Origin of the sequence: Rhodophyticola sp. (assembly GCF_965284195.1) — a bacterium.
In the GTDB taxonomy this organism is placed as follows: domain Bacteria; phylum Pseudomonadota; class Alphaproteobacteria; order Rhodobacterales; family Rhodobacteraceae; genus Rhodophyticola.
The window spans coordinates 1032714-1055619 of sequence record NZ_CBDIRM010000001.1 but is presented as its reverse complement, the minus strand read 5'-3'; the positions used below and the strand labels follow the sequence as shown (position 1 = coordinate 1055619).

General features: G+C 66.4%; 21 protein-coding genes and 1 riboswitch. Of the genes, 8 read left to right on the top strand and 13 right to left on the bottom strand.

The features are described 5' to 3' along the window. Positions 1–8 precede the first annotated feature (8 nt). From ACQ651_RS05300 to ACQ651_RS05270, 7 genes are all read right to left on the bottom strand, one after another. On the bottom strand, positions 9–1094 hold the full coding sequence (locus ACQ651_RS05300) for an ABC transporter ATP-binding protein (protein ID WP_430448645.1): 1086 nt from the start codon (positions 1092–1094) through the stop codon (positions 9–11). Continuing rightward, positions 1091–1918 carry a carbohydrate ABC transporter permease gene (locus ACQ651_RS05295; protein ID WP_430448644.1) on the bottom strand — a complete coding sequence of 276 codons (828 nt, stop codon included), beginning with the start codon at positions 1916–1918 and terminating at the stop codon, positions 1091–1093. Before ACQ651_RS05295 ends, ACQ651_RS05300 begins: the two co-directional genes overlap by 4 nt. After that, a complete protein-coding gene (locus ACQ651_RS05290) occupies positions 1915–2817 on the bottom strand; it encodes a carbohydrate ABC transporter permease (protein WP_227287876.1) in 903 nt (300 codons plus the stop codon). The genes ACQ651_RS05295 and ACQ651_RS05290 overlap by 4 nt, the downstream gene beginning before the upstream one ends. Before the next feature lie 64 nt (positions 2818–2881). Further along, positions 2882–4096, bottom strand: coding sequence for an ABC transporter substrate-binding protein (locus tag ACQ651_RS05285; protein ID WP_430448643.1), 1215 nt, complete (start codon positions 4094–4096; stop codon positions 2882–2884). Positions 4097–4166: 70 nt separating this feature from the next. Then, on the bottom strand, positions 4167–6248 hold the full coding sequence (locus ACQ651_RS05280; RefSeq protein WP_430448642.1) for a glycoside hydrolase family 31 protein: 2082 nt from the start codon (positions 6246–6248) through the stop codon (positions 4167–4169). A gap of 4 nt (positions 6249–6252) precedes the next feature. Beyond that, positions 6253–7008 (bottom strand): SDR family NAD(P)-dependent oxidoreductase, encoded by a 756-nt coding sequence (locus tag ACQ651_RS05275; protein WP_430448641.1) that lies wholly within the window; start codon positions 7006–7008, stop codon positions 6253–6255. Next, entirely contained in the window at positions 7005–7334 is a 330-nt protein-coding gene (locus tag ACQ651_RS05270) for an EthD family reductase (RefSeq protein WP_430448640.1), read from the bottom strand. The genes ACQ651_RS05275 and ACQ651_RS05270 overlap by 4 nt, the downstream gene beginning before the upstream one ends. Positions 7335–7464: 130 nt before the next feature. Between ACQ651_RS05270 and ACQ651_RS05265 the strand changes: the two genes are divergently transcribed. After that, positions 7465–8517, top strand: a complete 1053-nt coding sequence (locus tag ACQ651_RS05265) for a LacI family DNA-binding transcriptional regulator (RefSeq protein WP_430448639.1) — start codon at positions 7465–7467, stop codon at positions 8515–8517. Here the strand turns inward: ACQ651_RS05265 and xylA are convergent. Both xylA and xylB read right to left on the bottom strand, forming a co-directional pair. Continuing rightward, on the bottom strand, positions 8501–9802 hold the full coding sequence (gene xylA, locus ACQ651_RS05260; RefSeq protein WP_430448638.1) for a xylose isomerase: 1302 nt from the start codon (positions 9800–9802) through the stop codon (positions 8501–8503). The two genes, ACQ651_RS05265 and xylA, sit on opposite strands and share 17 nt — an antisense overlap. Further along, positions 9799–11238, bottom strand: a complete 1440-nt coding sequence (xylB, locus tag ACQ651_RS05255; RefSeq protein ID WP_430450311.1) for a xylulokinase — start codon at positions 11236–11238, stop codon at positions 9799–9801. Before xylB ends, xylA begins: the two co-directional genes overlap by 4 nt. A gap of 133 nt (positions 11239–11371) precedes the next feature. On the opposite strand from xylB, the gene ACQ651_RS05250 reads away from it, so the two are divergent. The 7 genes from ACQ651_RS05250 (at position 11372) to tenA (ending at position 19979) form a co-directional block, all read left to right on the top strand. Then, positions 11372–13402, top strand: a complete 2031-nt coding sequence (locus tag ACQ651_RS05250; RefSeq protein WP_430448637.1) for a glycoside hydrolase family 31 protein — start codon at positions 11372–11374, stop codon at positions 13400–13402. A 260-nt stretch (positions 13403–13662) separates the two neighbouring features. Continuing rightward, on the top strand, positions 13663–13878 hold the full coding sequence (locus ACQ651_RS05245; protein ID WP_375552236.1) for a helix-turn-helix domain-containing protein: 216 nt from the start codon (positions 13663–13665) through the stop codon (positions 13876–13878). After that, the gene (locus ACQ651_RS05240; RefSeq protein WP_430448636.1) at positions 13875–16673 is read left to right on the top strand and encodes a cation-transporting P-type ATPase; all 2799 of its coding nucleotides are present in this window, start codon (positions 13875–13877) and stop codon (positions 16671–16673) included. The genes ACQ651_RS05245 and ACQ651_RS05240 overlap by 4 nt, the downstream gene beginning before the upstream one ends. A 238-nt stretch (positions 16674–16911) precedes the next feature. Next, a riboswitch (TPP riboswitch) is annotated at positions 16912–17008 on the top strand. Positions 17009–17060: 52 nt separating this feature from the next. After that, positions 17061–17855: a hydroxyethylthiazole kinase gene (thiM, locus tag ACQ651_RS05235; RefSeq protein WP_430448635.1), complete on the top strand. Its 795-nt coding sequence runs from the start codon at positions 17061–17063 to the stop codon at positions 17853–17855. Next, on the top strand, positions 17852–18487 hold the full coding sequence (gene thiE, locus ACQ651_RS05230; protein ID WP_430448634.1) for a thiamine phosphate synthase: 636 nt from the start codon (positions 17852–17854) through the stop codon (positions 18485–18487). Before thiM ends, thiE begins: the two co-directional genes overlap by 4 nt. Next, positions 18484–19311, top strand: coding sequence for a bifunctional hydroxymethylpyrimidine kinase/phosphomethylpyrimidine kinase (gene thiD, locus ACQ651_RS05225; RefSeq protein ID WP_430448633.1), 828 nt, complete (start codon positions 18484–18486; stop codon positions 19309–19311). Before thiE ends, thiD begins: the two co-directional genes overlap by 4 nt. Next, the gene (tenA, locus tag ACQ651_RS05220) at positions 19308–19979 is read left to right on the top strand and encodes a thiaminase II (RefSeq protein WP_227287890.1); all 672 of its coding nucleotides are present in this window, start codon (positions 19308–19310) and stop codon (positions 19977–19979) included. The genes thiD and tenA overlap by 4 nt, the downstream gene beginning before the upstream one ends. Before the next feature lie 426 nt (positions 19980–20405). Here the strand turns inward: tenA and ACQ651_RS05215 are convergent, their stop codons facing one another. The 4 genes from ACQ651_RS05215 to ACQ651_RS05200 all read right to left on the bottom strand — a co-directional run bounded on the left by ACQ651_RS05215 (position 20406) and on the right by ACQ651_RS05200 (position 22893). Next, positions 20406–21350 carry a DMT family transporter gene (locus ACQ651_RS05215; protein ID WP_430448632.1) on the bottom strand — a complete coding sequence of 315 codons (945 nt, stop codon included), beginning with the start codon at positions 21348–21350 and terminating at the stop codon, positions 20406–20408. Next, positions 21347–21958, bottom strand: a complete 612-nt coding sequence (locus ACQ651_RS05210; RefSeq protein WP_430448631.1) for a MarR family winged helix-turn-helix transcriptional regulator — start codon at positions 21956–21958, stop codon at positions 21347–21349. Before ACQ651_RS05210 ends, ACQ651_RS05215 begins: the two co-directional genes overlap by 4 nt. A 228-nt stretch (positions 21959–22186) precedes the next feature. After that, positions 22187–22387 (bottom strand): hypothetical protein, encoded by a 201-nt coding sequence (locus ACQ651_RS05205; RefSeq protein WP_430448630.1) that lies wholly within the window; start codon positions 22385–22387, stop codon positions 22187–22189. Positions 22388–22428: 41 nt separating this feature from the next. After that, positions 22429–22893, bottom strand: coding sequence for a zinc-binding dehydrogenase (locus ACQ651_RS05200; protein ID WP_375552228.1), 465 nt, complete (start codon positions 22891–22893; stop codon positions 22429–22431). Positions 22894–22906 lie beyond the last annotated feature (13 nt).

The window sequence follows — 22906 nt, the reverse complement described above, 5'->3', positions numbered from 1 at the left end:
GCCGGAGTTCAGAGCGAAGCGGATCGGAGGGAGGCGCCGGTCTCAGGTTCGAACAGATGCACCCGCGCCGGGTCTACGGAGACGCCGATCGTGTCGCCGGCCCTGATCGTCGCGGTGCCTTCGGTGGTGACGATCAGCTCCGGCTCTCCTTCGGTGAAAAGATAACTGGCCGCACCCGTCGTCTCGACCGCATTGACCACAAGCGGCACGGCATGGGGCGCATCCGGGGGCCCGAGCACCATGTGTTCGGGCCGGATGCCGACCTCAACCTGCAGGCCCGGCGTGCCGGCGATCGTGGTTTCCAGCATCGGGTTGCCCGGCAGGGCCAACCGGACGGCGCGGCCATCCCCGGCGATGACGCCGGGGATGAAATTCATCGCCGGACTGCCGATGAACCCCGCGACGAACCGGTTCGCCGGCCGGTCGTACAGCGCCATCGGCGTGCCCTGCTGTTCGATCCGGCCGCCCTGCAGGACGACCACGTGATCGGCCATGGTCATCGCCTCGATCTGGTCGTGGGTGACATAGACGCTGGTCGCGCCGATCCGGTCGTGCAGCGCGCGCACCTCCTTGCGCATGCGCACGCGCAAGGCCGCATCGAGGTTCGACAGCGGCTCGTCGAACAGGAAGGCGCGTGGCTGGCGGATGATGGCGCGGCCCATGGCGACGCGCTGGCGCTGCCCGCCCGACAATTCGCGCGGGCGGCGGTCCAGCAGGGTTTCAAGCCCGATGACGGCCGCCACCTCTTCGGCGCGCCGGGCCCGTTCGGCCCGGGACACCCCCTTGAGCCGCAACGCATAAGTCAGGTTGTCGCGAACGGACATGTGCGGGTAAAGCGCGTAGGACTGGAACACCATCGCCAGATCGCGCTTGCGCGGCGGCAGGTCGTTCACCGGCTCGCCTGCGATGCGGAGCGTCCCCGAGGTGATGCGTTCCAGCCCCGCGATAGAACGCAACAAGGTGGATTTCCCGCAACCCGACGGCCCGACAAGGGCCACGAACTGGCCCTTGGGGATCGCCAGGCTGATCTCCTTCAGGGCATGAAAGCGGCCATAGTGCTTTTCGACGCGGTCCAGCTCGATCTGATAGGTCATTTCAGGGCTCCGGCGGTCAGGCCATTGACGATCTGCCGCTGCAACAGGACGAACGCGGCCAGGATCGGGGTGACATAGGTGGCGGCAAAGGCCATGATCGCGTTCCAGTTCACCACATTGGGCTGCAGGAAATTGGTCATCCCGATCGAGGCGGGTTGCAGACGGTTATCGGCGATGATGGAGGCCGAATAGACGTATTCGCCGAAGCCGTTCATGAACACCAGAAGCGCCGAGATCAGCAGCCCGTTCCGCGCCAGCGGCAGCACGATCATGAAGAAGGCGCCGATGCGGGAGTTTCCGTCGACCAGCGCCGCCTCCTCCAGTTCGCGCGGCACGGTCATGAAAGCGGCCCGGCACAGGATGACGAAAAACGGCATCGTCTTGGCAGAGAATGCCAGGATCGTGGCAAAGCGCGGGTATTCCAGAAGACCGACCGACGCGAAGCCCACGAAAATCGGCGTGACCATCAGCGACGGCGGCAGCACCTGCAACATCAGCACCGCGAACAGGGCCGCATCGATCCAGCCGTTGCGGTAACGCGCCAGAACATAGGCGCAGCCCGATCCAACCAGCGCCGTGATCAGCGTGACGCCCGAGGCGATGACAAGGCTGTTGCCGATATAGCGCGGGATATTCGCCACCTCCCAGATGGTGGCGTAGTTGTCCCATTGCGGCGCACCGGGCAGGAACTCCGGCGGTACGGCGAAGATCGAGGATTGGGTCTTCAGGCTGGTGACATACATCCAGTAAAGCGGAAAGAGATACACCGCCGCCAGCGCCAGCGCCACGGCCAGCAGCACCCGGTTTGTCACCGCCCCGCTCACAGCTGCGTTTCCGCCTTGGTGGAGCGGACATAGATCAGCGACACGAACAGCACCACGATGATCATCAGAACCGAGATCACCGCGCCGCGCCCGAAATCGAACTCGCGGAAGGACAGCTGCCAGGACCAGTATTGCGCCACGGTGGACGACCCCGCCGGCCCCCCTTGCGTGATCGCGGCGAACAGATCGAATTGCTGCAGGGTGAAGATGATGCCAAGGGCCAGAACGGCGCCGATGGTGGCGCGCATCATCGGCAGCGTGATGGTCCAGAAGCGCTGAAACGCGTTGGCGCCGTCAAGCTCCGCCGCCTCGTACAGATCCCCGGGGATCGCGGCAAGGCCCACGGCCAGCAGGATCATGTTGAAGGGCGTTCCGTACCAGATATTGGCGATCAACACCGCATAGAGCGAGGTCTCCACATTCGAGCGCCAGAAAACCGGATCCTCGATCAGACCGAGGCTCTCCAGCAGATGGTTGATCACCCCGAAATCTCCCGACAAGAGCCAGTTCCAGAGAACACCCACCACCAGCCCGGGCATGACCCATGCCGCCAGAAACAGCCCCCGGATCCATGTCGCGCCGGTGAAATTCTGGTGAAAGAAAAGCGCCAGCGCGAAGCCGAACGTGAATTGCAGCGCGACCGAGCCAAGGGTGAAGACGATGGTCTGCCAAAGAACCCGGCCGGCCAGCGGATCGTCGAAGATAGCACGGTAATTGTCGAACCCCGCATTGGGATGCCAGAGCGTCCCGAGGCTGAACACATCCACCGTCTGGAAGCTGATGATGACATTGTAGATCAGCGGCAGCCCCGCGAAGACCAGCAGATAACTGAGCGCGATGATGACCAGCAGGACATCGAAGCCGATCCCGTCGCGCAGGCTGCGCAGAATGCGTGTCATGATCCACCTCGCGGGGCAGGAAGAACCGGGGCGGCACGACCGTCGCCGCCCCGGTCCGGGAAGGTCAGTTCATGATGCCGTCGATGCGCGCGGCCGCCTCGTCCAGCGCCTCCTGCGCCTCGGCCTGACCGGTCAGAACCGATTGGAACGCAGTCTGGATTTCCTGGCTGATACGCGGCCAGTCGGGATGCGGGCCCCGATTGCGGGCATAGCTCAGCTGTTCGGTGAAGACCTGCGCGGCCGCGTCGATCCGCGCGTCGCCCGTGGGCGCCAGCGCGACTCCCGCGACCGAGGGCAGCCGGGTGAATTCGGGCCAGACCCGGTCCACCTGGCTCATGTAGTATTCCAGAAACGCGAAGGCCTCCTCCGGGTGGTCGGTATTGGCGAAGATCGCCAGATTGAAATCGCCAAGCGCCGAGGCGCGCACGCCCCCGTCTTCGCGGACCGGCAGAAGCGTAACGCCCCAGTCGAATGCCGCGTCGGACGCCATGCGGCCAAGCTCCCACGGGCCGGAGATGACCATCGCCGCATTGCCGCCATTGAAGGTGCCGGTGGAATCCCATTGGCCACGGGTCAGCGTATCAGGGCTGGCCAGGCCCTCAACGAGAAACGCCTTCCAGAGCGCCAGGGCATCGGCCACACCCTCGGCATTGATATTGTCGAAACTGCCGCCGGCCATCTGCGCCCAGGGCAGAAACTGGAATGTCCCCTCCTCGGACGCGCGGGCCGAAAAGGCGATGCCGTAGACATCGTTTTCCGGGTCGGTCAGGGCGCGCGCGGCCTCCAGCAGGTCATCCCATGTCCGGGGCGGGCTGTCCGGGTCCAGCCCGGCGGCGGCAAAGAGATCGCGATTGTAGTACAGCGCGATGGTGTTGGAGGCGCGCGGTATCCCGTAAATGCGCCCGTCCCATGTCAGGCTGGCGCGGGGCCCTTCGAAAACGGCGTCGATGTCGATCACATCCGATGCCGCCACCTGATCGGTGATGTCCAGAAACGCCCCGCGTGAGGCAAAGGCCGCGTGATCGGGATTGTCGATGGCGATCAGATCGGGGTTGGTGCCGGTCGCCACGGCGCGCAACGTATCGGTCACCAGATCATCGAAACGGATTTCCCGTATCTCGATGGTGATCCCGTTGTCGATTGCGGAAAACTCCTGCGCAAACACCGATTCCGGCGCGGTCGCACTTTCGGTCCAGAGCGTCAGGGTCACATCCTGCGCCACCGCCCCGCCCGCGCCCGTCATCAGCGCCAGAACGGATGCATATACAAGTCTCTTCATGAGAATCCTCCTTGGTGTCGGGTGTCGTTCTGCCCCGGTCCACTGTCTGGCGGCCGCGGTCTTTTATAGCTCATGGCACCGTGCCTTCGAAAATCGGCAGCAGCGCCTCGGCCCTGTCCTTGCGGATAAACACCGGTATCCGGCCCCAGGGAGCGTCGATATCGGCGGTAGTGCCTCCGGAATAGGCAATCCCGGTCCAGGCGTGGACCCAGTCCTGCCCCTCGGGCAGGGCCACCGACCGGGCGGTGGCCCCGGCCTCCAGCACCGGCGCGACCAGCATATCGGGGCCCAGCATGTAGGCGTCGGCCCGGTCGAACAGGTCCCGCTGGCCGGGGTGGTGATAAAACAGCGGCGCCATGACCGGATCGCCGGTGGCGGCATAGGTGGCGAAAACGGTCTCCAGATAGGGCCGCAGCCTTTCGCGCAGGCCCAGAAGTTCGACCAGAACCGCCTCCACTTCGGGCCCGAAGGACCAGACCTCGTTCGAGCCGCCGGTGTCGGTGAAGATGTTGAACGTATCCTGCCCGTAGGTGACCGGCTCACCGGGCGCCGGCGGCGGTATGTCGTCGGGCACGCGGAAGCCGTGCAAGCGGCAGATCGGGGAGAAGACGCCGAATTCGAACCAGCGCACCAGAAGATCGCGGAAGGCCGCCGATCCGCCATGCCCGTCGTAGAAGCCGCCGATATCGGTGGTCCACCAGCCCATTCCCGCCATGCCCGCATGCAGGCCGGCAGGGATCTGCGCCCGGAACCACGCCCAGTCGGACCAGACATCGCCGGACCAAAGGATAACGCCATGGCGCTGCGAGCCCGCCCATGCCGACCGGCAGAGCAAGACCCCGTCCGCCGCGCCCGCGCGGGTCAGACCCTCGCGATACCCGGCCTCATGCACCAGCGGATAGGCACAGAGCATTTCGGTCCCGTTGCCAAGCGCGGTGCGGATGTTCTCGGGATGGGCGGGCCGCATCTCCGGCTCGCAGGCATCAAGCCAGAAATGCCGGATCCCTTTATCGAGATAGTTTTGCTGCACGATATCCCAGTGAAACGCCCGCGCCGCCGGGTTGAAGGCATCGTAATAGGTGAAGAAGCCGGCCCCGAACGGGTCCTTGTCGGGGAACGGAATGATCGCAGGAATGCCCCGCTCCGTGCCAAGCAGCAGCCCCTCCTCCGTCATCTGCCGGTAATGGATCGACGAGGCGGAGACCGTGGGCCAGATCGACACCATGACCTCCACATCCAGTTCGGCCAGTTCGGCGACCATGGCCTCGGGGTCGGGCCAGTCCTTCGGGTCGAACCGCCATTCGCCCTGCCGGGTCCAGGCGAAGAAGTCGATGACGATGCAGGAGAGCGGCAGCGCGCGGCGCTTGTACTCGCGCGCGACCGACAACAGCTCCTCCTGATTCCGGTAGCGCAGCTTGCATTGCCAGAACCCCAGAACCCAATCGGGCACATCCGGGGAATGCCCGGTGGCGCGGATATAGCTGCGCAGGATTTCCGCGGGGCTGTCGCCTGCGGTGATCCAGTAATCAAGGCCGCCCGTCGCCTCCGCCGTCCAGCGGGTGACGTTGCGGGCAAACTCCGCACGCCCCGTGGCCGGGTTGTTCCACAAAAACCCGTATCCGCGGGAGGAAACGACGAAGGGAATGACCGCATGGGCGTTTTGCTGCAACAAGGTGGTGGAGACGCCCTTAAGGTCCATCGCGCCGTGTTGCGGCTGGCCCATGCCCCAGAGGCTTTCGTCCTCATAGGCGCGGAACTGCGCCTCCAGCCGCCAGGATCCGCTGGCCAGCGCCTTGAAGCTGCGGGTGCGCGGGCCCGCGAAATGGCTGCGCGTTTCGGCCAGAAGTTCCTCCCCGGTATCGGCGCGCAGGAACCGGATCACCGCCTCGCGCTTGATATCGGCGCCATAACGTTCGGTCAGCGTGATCTCGGCGCGGATGCGCCCATGGGTGAGGCTGGCGCGATCCGCCCCGATCTCGATCTCCGCGCGACCCGCCGGTGCGGGCAGCAGCGCATCGACATGGGGCGCAACCAGTCCCCGGCCCGGGCGCGCGCGCACCCGCACCGCATCCGGCCCCCACGGGGTAACGCGGATCATCTCGCCCATGAACCGGCATTCAAGACCGCCGTCGACTTCCTGGAACACCGCCATCAGATCATCCGATCGCCAGATAGGCACCGTCAAGAATGACGGCGGTGCCCGACATGTAATCCGCCTCCTCCGAGGCGATGAATGCGGCCAGCGCCGCGACCTCCTCGGGCCGGGCGGCGCGCCCGGCGGGGATGCCTGCAAGAACCTCCTCCATCACATCCTCGGGGATGTCCCCGATCGCATCGGTGGCGATCAGGCCCGGGGCGATCGCCACCGAACGGATATCGGGCGCATGATCCAGCGCCAGCGACCGGGTCAGCGCCAGCACCGCGCCCTTGGTTGCCTGATAGGCGGAAAACCCCCGTTCGCCCACGAAGCTCTGCACACTCGCGGTGTTGACGATGACGCCCCTGCCCCCCTGCCGCCGCATCTGTTCCACGGCGACCTTGGCACCCATCCAGTAGCCACGGATGCCGATACCGGTGATCCGGTCGAACTCGTCCAGCGTCTGCTCGTGGATCGGCTTGAAAACCGCCGAAAAGGCGTTGTTGTGCCAGATATCGATGCGCCCGAACCGCGCCACGGTGACGGCCGCCAGGCCTCTCACCTGATCGGGGTCGGCCATGTCGGTCCGGTGAAAGGCGCCGCCAAGGGTTTCGGCCAGATCGGCGCCCGTGGGGTCGATATCGGCGATCATCACCTGCGCGCCTTCGGCGGCGAAGCGTTCCGCGCAGGCACGCCCGATTCCGTTCGCGCCACCGGTGATCACGTAGATGCGGTCCCGGTGACGGTCGGCGACGGGAAACATGCGCGCGGTCACGGCCCGCCACCGGGCAGGATGACGTGTTCCTCGGTCACCAGAAACGTGATGCTGGCAGCGAAGGCGGCAGTGTCTTCTCCGGCGATACGCCCCGCTTCGGAACTCAGCCCGGCCTCCATCGCGGCGCGGTCGTCAAACCAGATTTCGGCGGATCCATCGTACGCGGCCGGGGCCATATCGCCTGGATCCCCGGCAATGTTGATCCGGTATCCGCGCAGCCCCGGAATGGCGGCGGCCAATGGCGCATGCCGGTCCAGCCAATAGTCGCGAAAGGCCTGCGTCGCCATCCCCGGCTTTTTGCGCACCAACGCCACGAGCTTGACCATGTCACCCCCACCTCCTGCCTGCAAGAAGACGGTGATTCCGCCAGCCGGTCAATACAAACGTTTGGATTTTTGCTCTCTCGCCAGCCGCATCTGCATAATGTACACAAGTTTCGAGCGCCAAGGAGGACCTATGCAGAAACGGGTGGGCCTGAAAACGCTGGCATTGAAACTGGGTATGGACGTCTCCACGGTCTCGCGCGCGCTGCGCGACGACCCGCGGGTGAAGGAGGCGACACGCCGCGCGGTCCGCGAACTGGCGGATGAGCTGGATTATCGCCCGAACGCCGCCGCGCGTGCCTTGCGCATGGGCAAATCCGGGCGGGTGGCCGTGCTGTTGTCGCCACCGCAGCAGCGCTTCGCCAGCCCGATCTTCCTGGAGCTTCTGTCGACGCTGGATCAGCATCTGCGCGATGCCGGTCTGAGCCTTGCGGTTTTTGCCGCCCGCGAGCGGGCGGAGGAGGTCGATATCGTTCGCCAGATCGTCGACGAGAGGCTGGCCGACGCCATCATTCTGGGCCGGACCCGCAAGACAGACCCGCGGGTGGCGCTGCTGCTGGAATCGGGCATGCCGTTCGTGACCTTCGGCCAGACCGACTGGCAGGATCGTCATCCACTGGTCGAGATCGACTATGCAGAGGCGGGACGGCTTGCGATCCGGGCCCTGCACGCCTCCGCCAGCGGCCCGATCGATGTGCTGGCAGCGCCCGAGGGTCTGAACTTTGCCGACAACTATGTCGCCGGCGCATGTGCCGAGGCGGCCCGGCTCGGCCTGCCGGAACCGACGCTGCACCGTGTCGAAATGACGGAACAGGCCGGGGAGGATGTCGCCCGGAAGATCCTCGCCCCCAACCCGCGGCGCCCCGCCTTCGCCTGCATTCAGGATTCGCTGTCATTCGGCGTCTACCGTGTCGCCGCCGCCGCCGGGCTGATCGTGGGCCGTGACCTGACGGTTTTCGGCGGACAGAACTTCCCGGGTTCGGAACATACCGCGCCGCCGCTGTCCACGTTTTCAACCGAAGACAGCCATGTCGCCGAGTTGCTGAGCAAGGTGATGCTGCGCCGTCTTGCGGTCGACGGCACGCCCGCCGACGGAACCTTCGAGCATCACGAGATCGCGCCGAAGCTGCTGCTGCGTCAATCCCACCGGCTGATCGAACGGGCGCCGCTCACACGAACCGGTTGACCAGATTTTCCAGCCGCTCCTGACCGCCGGATACCGGCTCGGGGTTGATCTCCTCGGCGATGACGCGTTCGGCAATCGTGTCGAGATCGCTGCGCAGCATGGATTGTGCCGCGGGCGTCTCCCAGCCGGCATAGCGTGCGGCGCGCGCCGTCTCCAGCCCGCCATCCTCCAGCATCGCCGCCGCCGCTTTCAGGCCCCGCGCGCAGATATCCATCGCCCCCGCATGGGCCAGAATCAGATCCGCCGGGTCGAGCGACTGGCGCCGCAGCTTGGCATCGAAGTTCGTGCCGCCCGTCGTGAACCCGCCCGCCCTGAGGATCTCGTAATAGGCCAGCGCAACCTCGGGCACCGCGTTCGGAAACTGGTCCGTGTCCCAGCCCGACTGATAATCGTTCCGGTTCATGTCGATCGATCCGAGGATGCCGAGCGATGCCGCCAGCGCCAGTTCATGCTCGAAACTGTGACCGGCAAGGATCGCATGACCCTGCTCGATATTCACCCGCACCTCGCCCTCAAGTCCGAAATCCTTCAGGAAGCCGTAAACCGTCGCCACGTCGTAATCGTACTGATGCTTGGTGGGTTCCTGCGGCTTCGGCTCGATCAGGATGGTCCCGGCGAACCCGATCTTGTGCTTGTAGTCCACCGCCATCTGAAGAAACCGCCCGGCCTGCGCCCGCTCGCGGCGCAGATTGGTGTTGAGCAATGTCTCATAGCCCTCGCGCCCGCCCCAAAGGACGTAATTCTCGCCGCCGAGCTGATGCGTGGCATCCATGCAGGTCTTCACCGTGGCCGCCGCAAAGGCGAAGACATCCGGGTCGGGATTGGTGGCCGCACCGGCCATGTAGCGGCGGTGGGAAAACAGATTGGCCGTGCCCCAGAGCAGCCGCAGGCCCGTCTCTTCCATCCGGGCCTGAAGATAATCTGTCATCTCGCGCAATCGCGCGGTGTTCTGGGCGAAGCTGTCGCCTTCGGGCCGGATATCGGCATCGTGGAAGCAGAAAAACGGCACGCCCAGCTTCTGGAACATCTCGAACGCCACATCGGCCTTGAGACGGGCATGTTCCATCGTGTCTCCGAACCATGGCCGCTGGAACGTCTGCCCGCCGAACGGGTCGCTGCCGGGCCATGCGAAATTGTGCCAGTAGCAGATCGCAAAGCGCAGATGGTCTTCCATCCGTTTGCCCAGGATCCGCGCATCCGGGTCGTAGTGGCGAAAGGCAAACTCGTTCTCGGTCTCGACACCCTCGAAGCGCAGCGTCGGAATCCCGTGGAAAATATCGGTCATGTCAGTCCCTGAATTGCTGTTCGCGCCTTGCGGTACCGGGCGTGCCCGGCCCTGAAGGCATCCGTGAAAGAGGCTTCAGGCGCGATGATGCGGGCGGTCGCGGGCGGCTCCGCGATCTCTGCGCCCACGTCTTCGGCGGCCATCAGACCCAGAAGGGCCGCGCCATGGGCCGCGCCGAACTCCCCCGCGACGGGCAATGTCACCGGGCAGTCCAGCGCTGTGGCGATTGCCGCCAGCCAATAGTCCGACCGCGCCCCGCCGCCGGTGGCGATCAGCCCGTCGATCCGGGTGCCCGTGGCCGCCAACAAGTCCCGGCAATCGCAGAAGGCAAAGGTGACGCCTTCCATCACGGCGCGCGCCGCCGCCGCCCGGTCGGTCGCGTGGGCAAGACCCAGAAAGGCGCCGCGGATCGCGGCATCGTTGAGCGGGGTACGCTCCCCCCCGAGATAGGGCAGAAAAAGCGTCTCCCCCGGTGCGCGCAACGGGCCGAGAGAGATGGCCAGCCGGGCCGCATCCTCCCCCACCAGCCCGGCATACCAGTTCAGCGCATCGGTGGCCGACAGGATCACCCCCATCTGGTGCCACGTATCGGGCAGTGCGTGGCAGAATGTGTGAACCGCCGTCTCCGGCGCGGGCGCGTAGGCGTCATTTGCCGCGAACAGGACGCCGGAGGTGCCGAGGCTGACAAAGGCCTGCCCGGCCCGCACCACGCCCATCCCCACGCCCGTCGCCGCATTGTCGCCGCCGCCGCCCGCGACGGGGATGCCCGCGGTCAGGCCGAACCGACCGGCAAGCGCCGGGCGCAGGTGGCCGGACACATCCGAGCCCTCGACAAGGCGCGGCATTTGCGCGACCGACAAACCCGTCGCCGCCAACAGGCGCTCGTCCCAGAGCCTGCGGCCCGTATCGAGCCAGCTTGTCCCCGCCGCATCGGACATGTCCGATGCGTGCTCGCCCGTCAACCAGAGCCTGAGGTAATCCTTTGGCAACAGGACCTTGGCGACCGAGGCGAAGAGACGTGGCTCCGCATCCGCGACCCATCGCAGCTTGGGGGCGGTGAAGCCGGGAAACACGATGTTGCCGGTCACTGCGCGAAACCGCGGATCGGCATCCATCTCTGCGGCCTGCCCATGGGCGCGTATGTCGTTCCACAAGATGCAGGGCCGCAGCACCGCGTCGGCGGCATCCAGCAACACCGCGCCATGCATCTGCCCCGACAGGCCGATACCGCGCAGCGCGGACAGGTCCCGCTCCGCCGCCAGCGCCGTCAGCACCGTTTCCGCCGCGCGGATCCACGCCGCCGGATCCTGTTCGGACCAGCCCGGATGCGGCCGGGACACCGAAAGCGGGGCTGTCGCCTCGGCCAGCAGGCGGCGTTCCCCATCGATCAGCACCGCTTTCAGCCCGGTCGTGCCAAGATCGAGTCCCAGATACATGTCGCCCCGCCTTTCGTGTCCCATCCGCGCATCCTGCAATCGGGTATGGAAACGGTCAATACAAACGTTTGTAATTCGTCGCCGCTATGGCTAGCCTCCTCGCTGAGGCATCCTGCACAAAACGAGGTCCGGAATGCAAAAGGTCTTCAGCCGGGATGGCGACCGCATCGTGGCGCGCCATAATGGGGAAACGCTCTGGCTCGACCCGATCGGCCCGAATGGCATGCGCCTGCGGGCAACGAAGAACGCCCGCATCGACATGGAGCGTCCGGGTGCGCTGCTGGAGACGTTGCCGGCCCATGACGCGGCGATCGACCTCACCGGCGAGGCCGCGATCCTGACGAACGGGCGCCTGCGGGCCGAATTGCGCCTCGTGCCGCGGGGGATGGGCCCCGCCGTTGAACTGCGCGTCAGCGACCGGGTCAACGGCGCGCTTCTGCTGGAAGAGGAGATGCCCCATATCCTCTGGCCCGGCACACGCCACCATTCCGCCGAGGCCGGCGATCTCTGGGCCATCGAGACCAGGTTCGCCGCGCAGGACGGGGAACGGTTTCACGGCCTTGGCCAGCATCAGCACGGGCGCTTCGATCTCAAGGGCTGCGTTCTGGACCTGATGCAGAAGAACACCGAGATTACGATCCCCTTCCTGATCTCGTCGCGTGGTTATGGCGTCTTGTGGAACGCCCCAGGTGTCGGACGGGTGGAGCTTGCCGAAAACCGCACGAAATGGGTGATGGAGGCGACGAAACAGCTTGATTACATCGTGATCGCGGGCGCCGGACCCGCCGATCTCCTGACCGAATATACCGGTTTGACGGGGCGGCCGCCCGAATTGCCGGACTGGGCGCTTGGGTTCTGGCAATGCAAGCTGCGCTATGAAACCCAGGAGGAGGTGCTGCGCGTGGCGCGCGGCTACAAGGCCCGCGGCCTGCCGCTTGACTGCATCGTCATCGACTTTTTCCATTGGACCAAGATGGGCGAATGGACCTTCCGCAGCGACGAATTTCCCGACCCCGCCGCCATGGTGGCCGAATTGCGGGACATGGGCGTGGCACCCATGGTTTCGGTCTGGCCGACGGTGAACGCCAATGCCGACACCTATGGCACATTCCTGCAAAACGGCTGGCTGGTGGACAGTCGCCGCGGCGCGATGGACGGATCGATCTTCTACGATCGGGAGCCCGACGGGATGAACCCGCTACGGTTCTACGATGCGACAAACCCGGAGGCGCGCGCCTTTCACTGGCAACATGTGCGGGAAGGGTACGCACGGCACGGCATTCACGCGTTCTGGCTCGATGCGAACGAGCCCGAGATGTATCCGATGCATCCCGACAATCTGCGCTTTCATCTGGGGGACGGGCGCGATGTGGCCAATATCTATGCGTTCCTGCATCAGCAGGGATATGCCGAGGCCTTCGCCGCCGACGGCCTGACCGACGGGCTCATGCTGTCGCGCTCCGCATGGGCCGGGTCGCAGCGGTTTCCGCTGGTGGTGTGGTCCGGCGACGTCAGATCGAGTTTTGCCGATCTGGCCCGGCAACTGACCGCCGGGCTGAACATGGCGCTTTCGGGGATCAGTTGGTGGACCACGGATATCGGTGGCTTCAAGGGCGGCGATATCGGCGATGCCGGGTTTCGCGAATTGCTGATCCGCTGGTTCCAGTGGGGGGCTTTCTGCCCGATCTTCCGGCTGCACGGTTTCCGCCAGGACGCGGCGCGCGACCCGCGGTTCGGGCATGAGTTCAGCTTTGGCGGGGCCGATAACGAGATCTGGAGCTTCGGCCCGGAGGTGGAAAGCATCCTGACCCGCTACCTGCATCTGCGCGCCGGGCTCAGACCCTATCTGCGAAGCCAGATGGCCGCCGCGGCCGCACGGGGGATACCGCCGATGCGGCCCCTCATGGTGGATTTCCCGGACGATCCCGTCGCCGCCACCATCGCCGATTGCCATATGCTTGGCCCCGATCTTCTTGTGGCCCCGGTGCTGGAGGCCGGGGCCGAAACCCGCCGCGTCTATCTGCCGGACGGCACCGACTGGATCTGTATGTGGACCGGCACCCGGCACGCCGGCGGCCAGCGGATCGAGGCCCCCTGCCCGCTTGAGCGGATCCCCGTCTACCGGCGCGCGGAGGCCGAGATGGCAGGGTTCGGGACATCCTGACCAGAGGGCGCCGGAACCGACCTGCGGGTGAACAGCGCCCGGATCGCTCTCCGGCGGCCTTCGTGCCCGGTTGGAGGCATCCAGCTTGCAAAGCACGACCGCCACAGCAGGCGTTCGACCAGGAAACGGGCAGCACCGGGGAGTTCTTGTGTTTTCAGGGCGGTTGATGCTGTTTGACAATGTTTGGGATGCGTTGAGACTTATCAACAGCCGTTCGCGACATATATTGCACTGCAGCGTCGATGTTTCAGGAGCAGATCATGTTGAGCAAACCGTTCATGACCACGCAGGAAATCGCGAAGCTTCTGAAAGTCCGGGAGCAGACGGTGCGAAGCTGGATTCACCTGCGGGATCTGCGGGCCGTGAAGCTTGGCCGGGAATTCCGGGTCGCCGTGAAGGACCTTGAGGCGTTCGTGAACGAACACGCAACGCGCGCCCCGAGCTGGACCGACGGCACCGGGTCCCGGACGTCATGACGGAACATCCCGCGCGTATCGACGCCGACGCCTCCCCGGTCGAAAGCCACCCCGCCCCCTCGCCCACGGTCTGGCACAGCAGGCCGGTCGACATGGTGCAGGGCGAGATGAAAACCGGCTCCGCGGGCCTGTCCGTGGCGGAGGCGGCGGACCGGCTGGAGCGCCATGGCCCCAATAGACTGCCCGAATCCGCGCAGGCGGGGCCCATTGCGCGGTTTCTGCGCCAGTTCCATAACCTGCTGATCTATGTCCTGCTGGCCGCGGCGGCGGTGACCGCGGCGCTTGGGCACCTTGTCGATACCGGCGTCATCCTCGCCGTGGTTCTGGTCAACGCGGTGATCGGCTATGTGCAGGAGGGCCGGGCCGAGCGGGCGCTTTCGGCCATCCGCGACATGCTCGCGCCCGAGGCCCGGGCGCTGCGGGGCGGCCGCAGGGTTTCGGTCCCGGCGGAAGAGCTCGTACCGGGTGATTTGGTCCTGCTGGAACCGGGCGACAGGGTGCCGGCCGATCTGAGAGTTACCGCCGCCTACGGGCTACGGATACAGGAAGCGGTGCTGACCGGCGAATCCGTGGCGGTGGAAAAGGCGCCCGACCCCGTCGCCGAGGATGCGACACTCGGCGATCGCCGGTCGATGGCCTTCAGCGGGGCGCTGGTCGCCGCGGGCAGCGGCCGGGGCATCGTTGTCGCGACCGGCGCGGAAACCGAGATCGGGCGGATCAGCGGCCTGCTCGAAACGGTCGAAACCACGTCCACACCGCTGCTGAGGCAGATGGAGCGGTTCGCGCGCACCGTCACCTTCGCCATCCTTGTCGTGGCCGCGCTGATCCTCGTCTTCGGGTATTTCGTCAGTGGGATGAGCTTCAGCGACATCTTCATGGCGGTTGTGGGCCTGTCGGTCGCGGCGATCCCCGAAGGACTGCCCGCGATCCTGACGGTGACGCTGGCCATCGGGGTGCAGGGCATGGCCGAGCGGCGCGCCATCGTCCGCCGCCTGCCCGCGATCGAGGCTTTGGGTTCGGTCTCGGTCATCTGCTCCGACAAGACCGGCACCTTGACCAAGAACGAGATGACCGTGGCCTCGGTGGTCACGGCACGGCGGATGTATCAGGTCACCGGAGCAGGCTATGCGCCCCATGGCGGGATCACTTTCGAGGGGCGCGACGTGGATGTCTCCGCCCATCCGCTACTGTCCGATCTGGCCCGGGGCGCGATCCTGTGCAACGACGCCGAAGTCAGCGAAAGCGACGGGATCTGGTCGGCCAATGGCGACCCGATGGAGGGCGCGCTTGTCACCTTCGGGTGGAAGGCCGGGCAGGATCCCGATGCGCTCCGCCAGTCGAACCCGCAAACCGATGCAATCCCCTTCGACGCGCGCCACCGCTTCATGGCGTCCCTGCATCACGACCACGAGGGGGGCGCCGCGATCCACGTCAAGGGCGCGCCGGAACGCATCATCGCCATGTGCGCCACCCAGCACGGCGAAGAGGATGGCGACCAGCCGCTTGATGCGGCCTATTGGCATGCCCGCGCGCACGAGATCGCGGCAGAGGGGCAGCGGGTTCTGGCCATCGCCACCCAACCCGCCAACCCCGAAAAACAGACGCTGAGCTTCGACGACGTGGATGGCGACCTGACGCTTCTGGGCCTCGTCGGGCTGATCGACCCGCCCAGAGACGAAGCGGTGGCCGCGGTCGCCGAATGCCGCGCCGCCGGTATTCGTGTGAAGATGATAACCGGCGATCATGCCGGCACCGCGCTTGCCATCGCCCGCAGGCTGGGGCTTGAAAACAGCGACGAGGTCCTGACCGGCGGGGAGATCGACGGGCTGGATACCGACGGTCTGCGCACCGCCGCCGAGCGCGTCGATGTCTTCGCGCGCACCAGCCCCGAGCACAAGTTGCGGCTGGTGGAGGCACTTCAGGCGGGTGGCGCCGCAGTTGCAATGACGGGCGACGGCGTGAACGACGCCCCGGCGCTGAAGCGGGCGGATATCGGTGTGGCCATGGGACGGACCGGAACCGAGGCCGCAAAGGAAGCGGCCGAGATCGTGCTGGCCGACGACAATTTCGCCACCATAGCGGCGGCCGTGCGCGCGGGGCGCACCGTCTACGACAACCTGAAGAAGGCCATCGTCTTCCTGCTGCCGGTCAACGGCGGCGAGGCGCTGGCCCTGATCCTCGCGCTGCTGCTTGGGCTGACGCTGCCGATCACGCCGGTCCAGATCCTCTGGGTCAACATGGTCAGCTCCGTGGTTCTTGCCATGGCGCTGGCCTTCGAGGGGGCGGAGCCCGACATCATGCGCCGCCCGCCGCGCCCCGCCGACGAGCCGATCCTGTCGCGCTTCGTGCTCTGGCGGGTCGGCTTCGTGTCGCTTCTGTTCTGCGCCGGCATCTTCGGCATGTTCACCCTCGCGCAGTCTCGCGGTGCAACCCTTGAAGAGGCCCGCACGATCGCCGTCAACACGCTTGTGGTGATGGAGATTTTCTATCTGTTCTCGGTGCGGTTCCTGAACACCACATCCCTGTCGATCCGGGCGATCCTGGGCACGCGCCCCGTTCTGATCGCGATCGTGGCGGTGACGGCGCTGCAATTCGCCTTCACCTATGCGCCCTTCATGGAGGCGTTTTTCGATACCCGCCCGCTGAGCCTCAGCCAGGGGCTCATGGTCGTCGCGGTCGGCCCGGTTCTCCTTCTGGTGCTGGAGATCGAGAAGCGCGCCCTGAAGGCATGGCGGGCCAGACCGCGCCCACCGGCACCGGGCGCGCGGGCGTCATCCCCACCTCGGGGGATATGAAGAACGCCGCGCCTCAACCGCCATAACCGCGGGGCCGGTGCGCTGAAATCTGGCGGGGGACGTGACCCCGCCACCGCGATAGCGCATCGGCGGATTTGCAGCCCTCGCCTGTGGCCGCAGGCCTGCGCGGTCTCGGTCGTCCTGCCCGCAATTTCCCGTCCCGTCCGAATGCGACAATAGGATCCGCCTGCCCCACCGCAACACCGGATGACAAACCTCGCAGGCTGTGTATGGTGGGCGCGAGACACAGGGGCGTCTGCCGTTTGGCGGGCTGAGAAGAACCCTTTGAACCTGAACCAGATCATGCTGGCGGAGGGAGTGGCTCGGCGCTTCAACGGGCTCATTTCCCGCTTCGAGTCGCCTGGCCTCCGCCCAAAGGAGGCCATAGTGACCACATCTCCCGCAGACGCTTTCGCCGCGACACGCGCGGCCACACCGCTCGTTCACTGCATCACCAATTACGTGGCGATGAATGTCGCCGCCAACACGCTGCTTGCCGCTGGCGCATCGCCCGCGATGCTGCACGCAGCCGAGGAAGCCGGCGAGTTCGCGGCGGTGGCCGATGCGCTCACCATCAATATCGGAACGCTCTCGCCGTCATGGGTGGAGGGCATGGTCGCCGCGATCGAGGGGGCGCGGCGGGCCGGACGCCCCTGGGTCCTCGACCCCGTGGCGCTTCAGGTGAGCGCGTACCGACGGGACGTGGCCATGCGGCTCATGGATCTTTCGCCGACGATCCTGCGCGGCAACGCCTCGGAGATCCTTGCGGTAGCGGGCGACAGCGGCGCCGGGCGCGGCGCCGACGCGACCGACAGCGTGGCCGCCGCGGAAAGCGGCGCCCGGAGGCTTGCAGGCGAACGCGGCTGCGTGGTCGCGGTGACCGGTGCCGTGGACTTCGTGACCGATGGCGCGCGGGCCGTGAGGATCACCGGCGGATCGGCATTGATGCCGCAGGTGACCGCACTTGGCTGTGCCCTGAGTTGCCTCGTCGGGGCCTTCGCCGCCGCCGTGCCCGACCCGTTCGATGCGACCGTTGGCGCCCTGGCGAGTTTTGCCACCGCGGGAGAGATCGCCGCGGAAAAGGCCGAGGGGCCGGGATCCTTCGGCTGGCGGTTTCTTGATGCGCTGGCGGCACTGGACGCGGCGGCCTTCCACGGGCGCGATCGGATGACGCCCGCATGATCCGGTTCGACCTATCGCTCTATCTCGTGCTCGACCCGGCGCTTTGCGGCCCGCGCGGCATGGTGGAAACGGCTCGGGCCGCCGTCGCGGGCGGTGCAACGATGGTTCAGCTGCGCCACAAGACGGCGTCAACGGCGGAGCGCACAGCCCTTGGCCGGGCCCTGAGGGCCGCGCTTGCGGGCACCGGCGCAGCGCTGATCGTCAATGACGATATCGACGCCGCGCGCGCCTGCCATGCCGACGGGCTCCATGTGGGGCAGGACGACATGCCCGTGGCCGAAGCCCGCGCCCGGATCGGCCCCGACCTGATTCTGGGCCTGTCGGTCGAAACCGTCGACGCCGCCCGCGCCGCCGACCCCGCCCTTGTGACCTATGTGGGCGCGGGGCCCGTCTTCGCCACCGCAACGAAACCGGACCACAAGCCGCCCATCGGCTTCGACGGGCTGGCACGGCTTGTAGCCGCCGCACCGGTTCCGGCCATCGCCATCGGCGGCCTGAACGGCCATCACGCCGCCAGCATCACCGCCGCGGGTGCCGCAGGGATGGCCGTCGTGTCCGCCATCTGCGGCGCCCACGACCCGGGCAAAGCGGCGCATTCCATCGCATTGGCACTCAAGGAGGCCCATCAATGATCCCCAATGTTCTGACCATCGCCGGCACCGACCCGAGCGGCGGCGCCGGTATTCAGGCCGATCTCAAGACCTTCTCGGCGCTCGGTGCCTATGGCATGTCGGTGGTGACGGCGCTGGTCGCGCAGAACACGCAAGGCGTGGCGCGCATTCTGCATCTGCCGCCCGATTTCGTTGCGGCGCAGATCGACACGCTGTTTGCCGATGTGCGCGTCGATGCGGTGAAGATCGGCATGATCGACACCGCCGAGGTTGCAGCGGTCGTCGCCGAAAGGCTCCGTCATCACAAGGTGGATGTGGTCATTCTCGATCCGGTGATGGTCGCCAAGAGCGGCGACCGGCTGCTTGCCGCGGAGGCAATCGACGTGCTGCGCACCGCGCTTCTGCCGCTGGCGAGCCTGATCACCCCGAACCTGCCGGAGGCGGGTGTCCTGCTCGACCGCGCGCCGCCCGACAATGCCGATGCGATGGAGGACGCGGCGCGCGCGCTCCACGAGCTGGGCCCGGGCGGTGTGTTGCTCAAGGGCGGCCATCTGACGGGCGGAACCAGCCCGGACATCCTTTTCGACGGCGACAGGCTGACGACCCTTCCGGCCATGCGGATCCGGACCCGCAACAGCCACGGGACAGGCTGCACACTCTCGGCGGCAATCGCTGCGCTCAGGCCACAGCGGTCTTCGATGGCCGAAGCGGTCGCCGATGCCAAGAGCTATCTGACCCGTGCCCTGCAGGAAAGCGACGCGCTCGATGTCGGGCAAGGGCATGGACCGGTCCACCACTTTCACGCGCTCTGGGCGTCCGCAAGAACCAAGGAGATCTCGGCATGACCACATTCAGCGCCCGCGCGCGGCAGGACACGACGGCGCTTCGCGACCGCATCCTGGAGTTGCCGTTCAACCGCGAGCTGGCCGCCGGGCGCCTGTCGCGTCAACGGTTCCAGTTCTACATGATCCAGGACGCGCTTTATCTGGAGCAATATTCCCGCGCACTCGCCATCGCCTCGGCCAAGGCCCCCGACACCCGCGCGATGGAGCAATTCGCGCGCTCCGCCCAGGGGGCGCTGATCGTCGAAAGGGCACTCCACGAAGGCTTTTTCGAGAAATTCGGCATCGCCCCGACCGAGGCCGCGCAATTCGAACCGTCGCCAACCTGTTACGGCTACACGAATTTCCTTCTGACCGTGGCCCATCAGGCCAGCTACGAGGAACTCGTGGCCGCGGTTCTGCCCTGCTTCTGGATCTATTGGGACGTGGGCAATCACATCGCCGCCGACACGGGCCCCGACAACCCCTATCGGGCCTGGATCGACACCTATAGCGATCCGTCCTTCGGCCAGTCCGTCGAGGCCGTGATCGCCATCGCCGACGAGGCCGCGGAGCGGTCAACCGAAGCCCGCCGTGTCGCCATGCTGAACGCCTTCAAACGCTCCGCGCAATATGAATGGATGTTCTGGGACAGCGCCTATCACGAGGAGAAATGGCCGGTGCCCGCCTGACCCTGTGGCCGGCGGGGACGCCATCGACAAGCCGCCGCCGCGCCATTCGCACCGGAACGGAATCCCGGTTCATCCCCGCAGGCGCGGGGAACAGGAAAAAGAGACCGGCAGAGGAGACACCTCCACCGGTTCATCCCCGCAGGCGCGGGGAACAGTCTGGCTGGAACTCACTGATCCAAAAGGGCATTCGCGATGTCAAAGAGCGCACCGCCAGATTGCCCCGTTTTTCGATATTGCGAAAGGGGCATTTCAGGGCCTCCTCCGGAAGGCGCGGCACCGGTTCGGGCGCTGCCATCCGACGGGAACCGGCTGGGTGGCCGCTGCCCATCACCGCCGCCGCGCGCGGAGAGCTCACCGCATCGGGCTCGACAGACAGATGCGAAGACGGCGCGGCTCCATCACGGCGCTATGCCACAAGGGGCGACATCAATCCCCTTGCAGGCGGGACACGATCGCCACTGAAACGATTATCAGTGCAGCGCCAAGCCACTGCACTCCGCTCAGCGCCTCGCCCAGGAAGGCGTAGGCGGCAGCGATGCCGAAGACCGGGATGAGTGTCAGGCAGAAACCGGCGACATTGGCGGGCAGGCTCTGCAAAGCGAAAAGGTAGAGCCAGAAGGCCAGCGCGTATTGAATGACGCCGGAGGCCGCGGCCAGAAGCAGAACCGGCAACGGGACGCCGTCGAGCCCCAGTGCCGCAAGCCCGAGCAGAAGCGCGGCGGCCAGGACGCCGAGCGTCCACAACAGTCCGACGCTCTGCTGCAAGGCCGACAGCGGCAGCGGGTCCATCCGGCCCACCAGTCGCCGCGTCGCGATGACGTAAAGCGCCGCGAAAAAGGTCCCCGCGAGGATGAGCGCATCGCCGGCAAGCGAGCCTTGTCCGGAAAACGCGCCCGCATCCGGCGCGATCACGAGGATAATGCCGAGCGTGGCCAAGGCGGCAAGGCCGAGCATGGGCGGGCCGATCCGCTCCTTCAGGAGCAGCCAGGCCAGAAGCAGGATCAGCAGGGGTTCGGCCGCCCCGATGAGCGCCGCATTGCTCGCCGTCGTCAGCGCCAGCCCGACAATGCCGAAGGTGTAGGCCACCCCCGGTTCCAGCAGGCCGGAGAGGCTCGCCCGGCGCGTGGGGCGGTCCAGCCTTACGCGGGGCCGCAAGACAAGAACGGCCAGCCAGAGCACGGTGATGGAAGCGGTCAACTGGATCGCGAGCAGCGTCATCGGCGGCATGTGAGCGAGCACACCCTTGCTCATGACGGTGGCCGATCCCCAGCAGGCGGCCGACAGGATGGCGGCCAGAATGGCGAGCCCATGCCCGGGACGGGGCCGTGCGCCCTGCCCGGCCGGTGCGCCCGCCCCCGGGATGCCGGTCATGATGCGGCCTCGACGCGCAGGGCCGCGCATTCGACGGGGCAGATCGCCTCCGGGCACACATCCTCATCGCACAGCCGGCAGATATGGTCGGCCTGCCGGCGATCCGCGGTCATGGCGCCAAGCAAAGTTTCGATCAGCGGCGTCAGCGCGGCGCGACCGTCTTCCGGCAAGGTGGCGAGCGCCTGCGAGAGGACCTGTTGCCTGCCGTTCAGGATGGCGCGCCGGCGGGCGGCGCCGCGGCGTGTGAGACGGAGACCGACGGAGCGTCCGTCCACGCCGGCGCACCGTTCCATGAGGCCGTCGCCGGCCAGGCGGTCCACCAGCCGCACGGTGGCCGAATGGGTGATCCCGATGATCTGCGCCAGCGCGCCGACGGACAGGCCCGGATCGGCGCCGACGCTCACCAGCGCCGCGGGCGCAGCGGCGCCATGCTCCGCGCGGGTTTCGGCCTCTTCGGTCATCCGGTCGCTCAGCGCCAGAGCCAGCGCGCCAAGCAGGTTGGCGGTGCGTTCGTTGTCCATGCGGATATTATATGCATGATGCACACATAAAACAAGCGTGAAGCTATAGTAGTAGACGCTCGCCTGCGGAAGGTGGCGCTGCTTCACGATAGTTGCTCCGTCGTGGAGAATGATGTTCCTTGAGTTGGAGCATTCGCACCTCTTCGATCCGGCTTTAGCCGCTATCTAACAGAGCAGCCCGGGCCTTCGCCTCATCAAGGCACCCATAATCGCGAAGCGCGAACGCCTCCGCCGAGGCAGGGCTTGCGAGGGCGACTCCCCACAAAGCAGCAATGGTGGTTCGAGCGAGCCGCTAGCTCGTGACCGGGCCTTTCATCAGGTCAGACTCGTCTTGCCGATGGCAGCACCGCTTTCCTGCAGCCGATGCGCCGCGCGCAGACTGTCAGGCGTCATCGCACCACCTTCGTGGTTTGCGGTCGTCCAGATCCGCCCTTCGTCGATCAGATCGGCGACGCGGGATAGCAGGCGATGCTGTTCGATCATGTCGTGCGTTTCGAAGAGCGAGCGGGTGAACATGAATTCTCAATGCAGCGAGATCGCCTTCTGCTTGAACAGCTTCACGTTGACCGCCTTGGGATCGGGGTCGTCGACCAGGCCGAACCTGCCTGGGGTGCCAACATCTCGGCGATCGCCGAAAAGTGTTGTTCCGTACCCATGAGACCAGCGACATAGCGCGACGTCAGGCCAAGCGCTTCCATTTGTGCGGGCATGTCGCCCCGATGGTCGATGACGTGATGGGCGCCCATGGCCTCGACCCAGGCACGGGTTTCGGGCCGCGAGGCGGTCGCGACCACGGTCAGAGCGGTCAGTTCACGCGCAAGCTGGATCAGGATCGAGCCGACGCCGCCCGCTCCACCGACGGCCAGCAGCGTGTGGCCATAAGGACGTCGTCTCTGCAGGGGCGGCGGGCCTTGTCGATGGCTGATGCTTTCCCGGGACAGGTCGGAGTCGCTGTTGCGGGCGGCTCCATTGCCGGGCTCTGCGCGGGCAATGCGCTGCTGGCGGCAGGCCACGATGTCCATGTCTTCGAGCGCT

Excerpts from the sequence above, each read along its gene's own strand:
- xylA (WP_430448638.1), bottom strand. The coding sequence starts at position 9,802 with ATGACCGATATTTTCCACGGGATTCCGACGCTGCGCTTCGAGGGTGTC.
- ACQ651_RS05245 (WP_375552236.1), top strand. The coding sequence starts at position 13,663 with ATGTTGAGCAAACCGTTCATGACCACGCAGGAAATCGCGAAGCTTCTG.
- thiE (WP_430448634.1), top strand. The coding sequence starts at position 17,852 with ATGATCCGGTTCGACCTATCGCTCTATCTCGTGCTCGACCCGGCGCTT.
- ACQ651_RS05215 (WP_430448632.1), bottom strand. The coding sequence starts at position 21,350 with ATGACCGGCATCCCGGGGGCGGGCGCACCGGCCGGGCAGGGCGCACGG.
- ACQ651_RS05200 (WP_375552228.1), bottom strand. The coding sequence starts at position 22,893 with ATGGACATCGTGGCCTGCCGCCAGCAGCGCATTGCCCGCGCAGAGCCC.
- ACQ651_RS05280 (WP_430448642.1), bottom strand. The coding sequence starts at position 6,248 with ATGGCGGTGTTCCAGGAAGTCGACGGCGGTCTTGAATGCCGGTTCATG.
- ACQ651_RS05300 (WP_430448645.1), bottom strand. The coding sequence starts at position 1,094 with ATGACCTATCAGATCGAGCTGGACCGCGTCGAAAAGCACTATGGCCGC.
- tenA (WP_227287890.1), top strand. The coding sequence starts at position 19,308 with ATGACCACATTCAGCGCCCGCGCGCGGCAGGACACGACGGCGCTTCGC.
- ACQ651_RS05265 (WP_430448639.1), top strand. The coding sequence starts at position 7,465 with ATGCAGAAACGGGTGGGCCTGAAAACGCTGGCATTGAAACTGGGTATG.
- thiD (WP_430448633.1), top strand. The coding sequence starts at position 18,484 with ATGATCCCCAATGTTCTGACCATCGCCGGCACCGACCCGAGCGGCGGC.
- ACQ651_RS05250 (WP_430448637.1), top strand. The coding sequence starts at position 11,372 with ATGCAAAAGGTCTTCAGCCGGGATGGCGACCGCATCGTGGCGCGCCAT.
- ACQ651_RS05285 (WP_430448643.1), bottom strand. The coding sequence starts at position 4,096 with ATGAAGAGACTTGTATATGCATCCGTTCTGGCGCTGATGACGGGCGCG.
- ACQ651_RS05270 (WP_430448640.1), bottom strand. The coding sequence starts at position 7,334 with ATGGTCAAGCTCGTGGCGTTGGTGCGCAAAAAGCCGGGGATGGCGACG.
- ACQ651_RS05205 (WP_430448630.1), bottom strand. The coding sequence starts at position 22,387 with ATGTTCACCCGCTCGCTCTTCGAAACGCACGACATGATCGAACAGCAT.
- ACQ651_RS05240 (WP_430448636.1), top strand. The coding sequence starts at position 13,875 with ATGACGGAACATCCCGCGCGTATCGACGCCGACGCCTCCCCGGTCGAA.
- ACQ651_RS05290 (WP_227287876.1), bottom strand. The coding sequence starts at position 2,817 with ATGACACGCATTCTGCGCAGCCTGCGCGACGGGATCGGCTTCGATGTC.
- xylB (WP_430450311.1), bottom strand. The coding sequence starts at position 11,238 with ATGTATCTGGGACTCGATCTTGGCACGACCGGGCTGAAAGCGGTGCTG.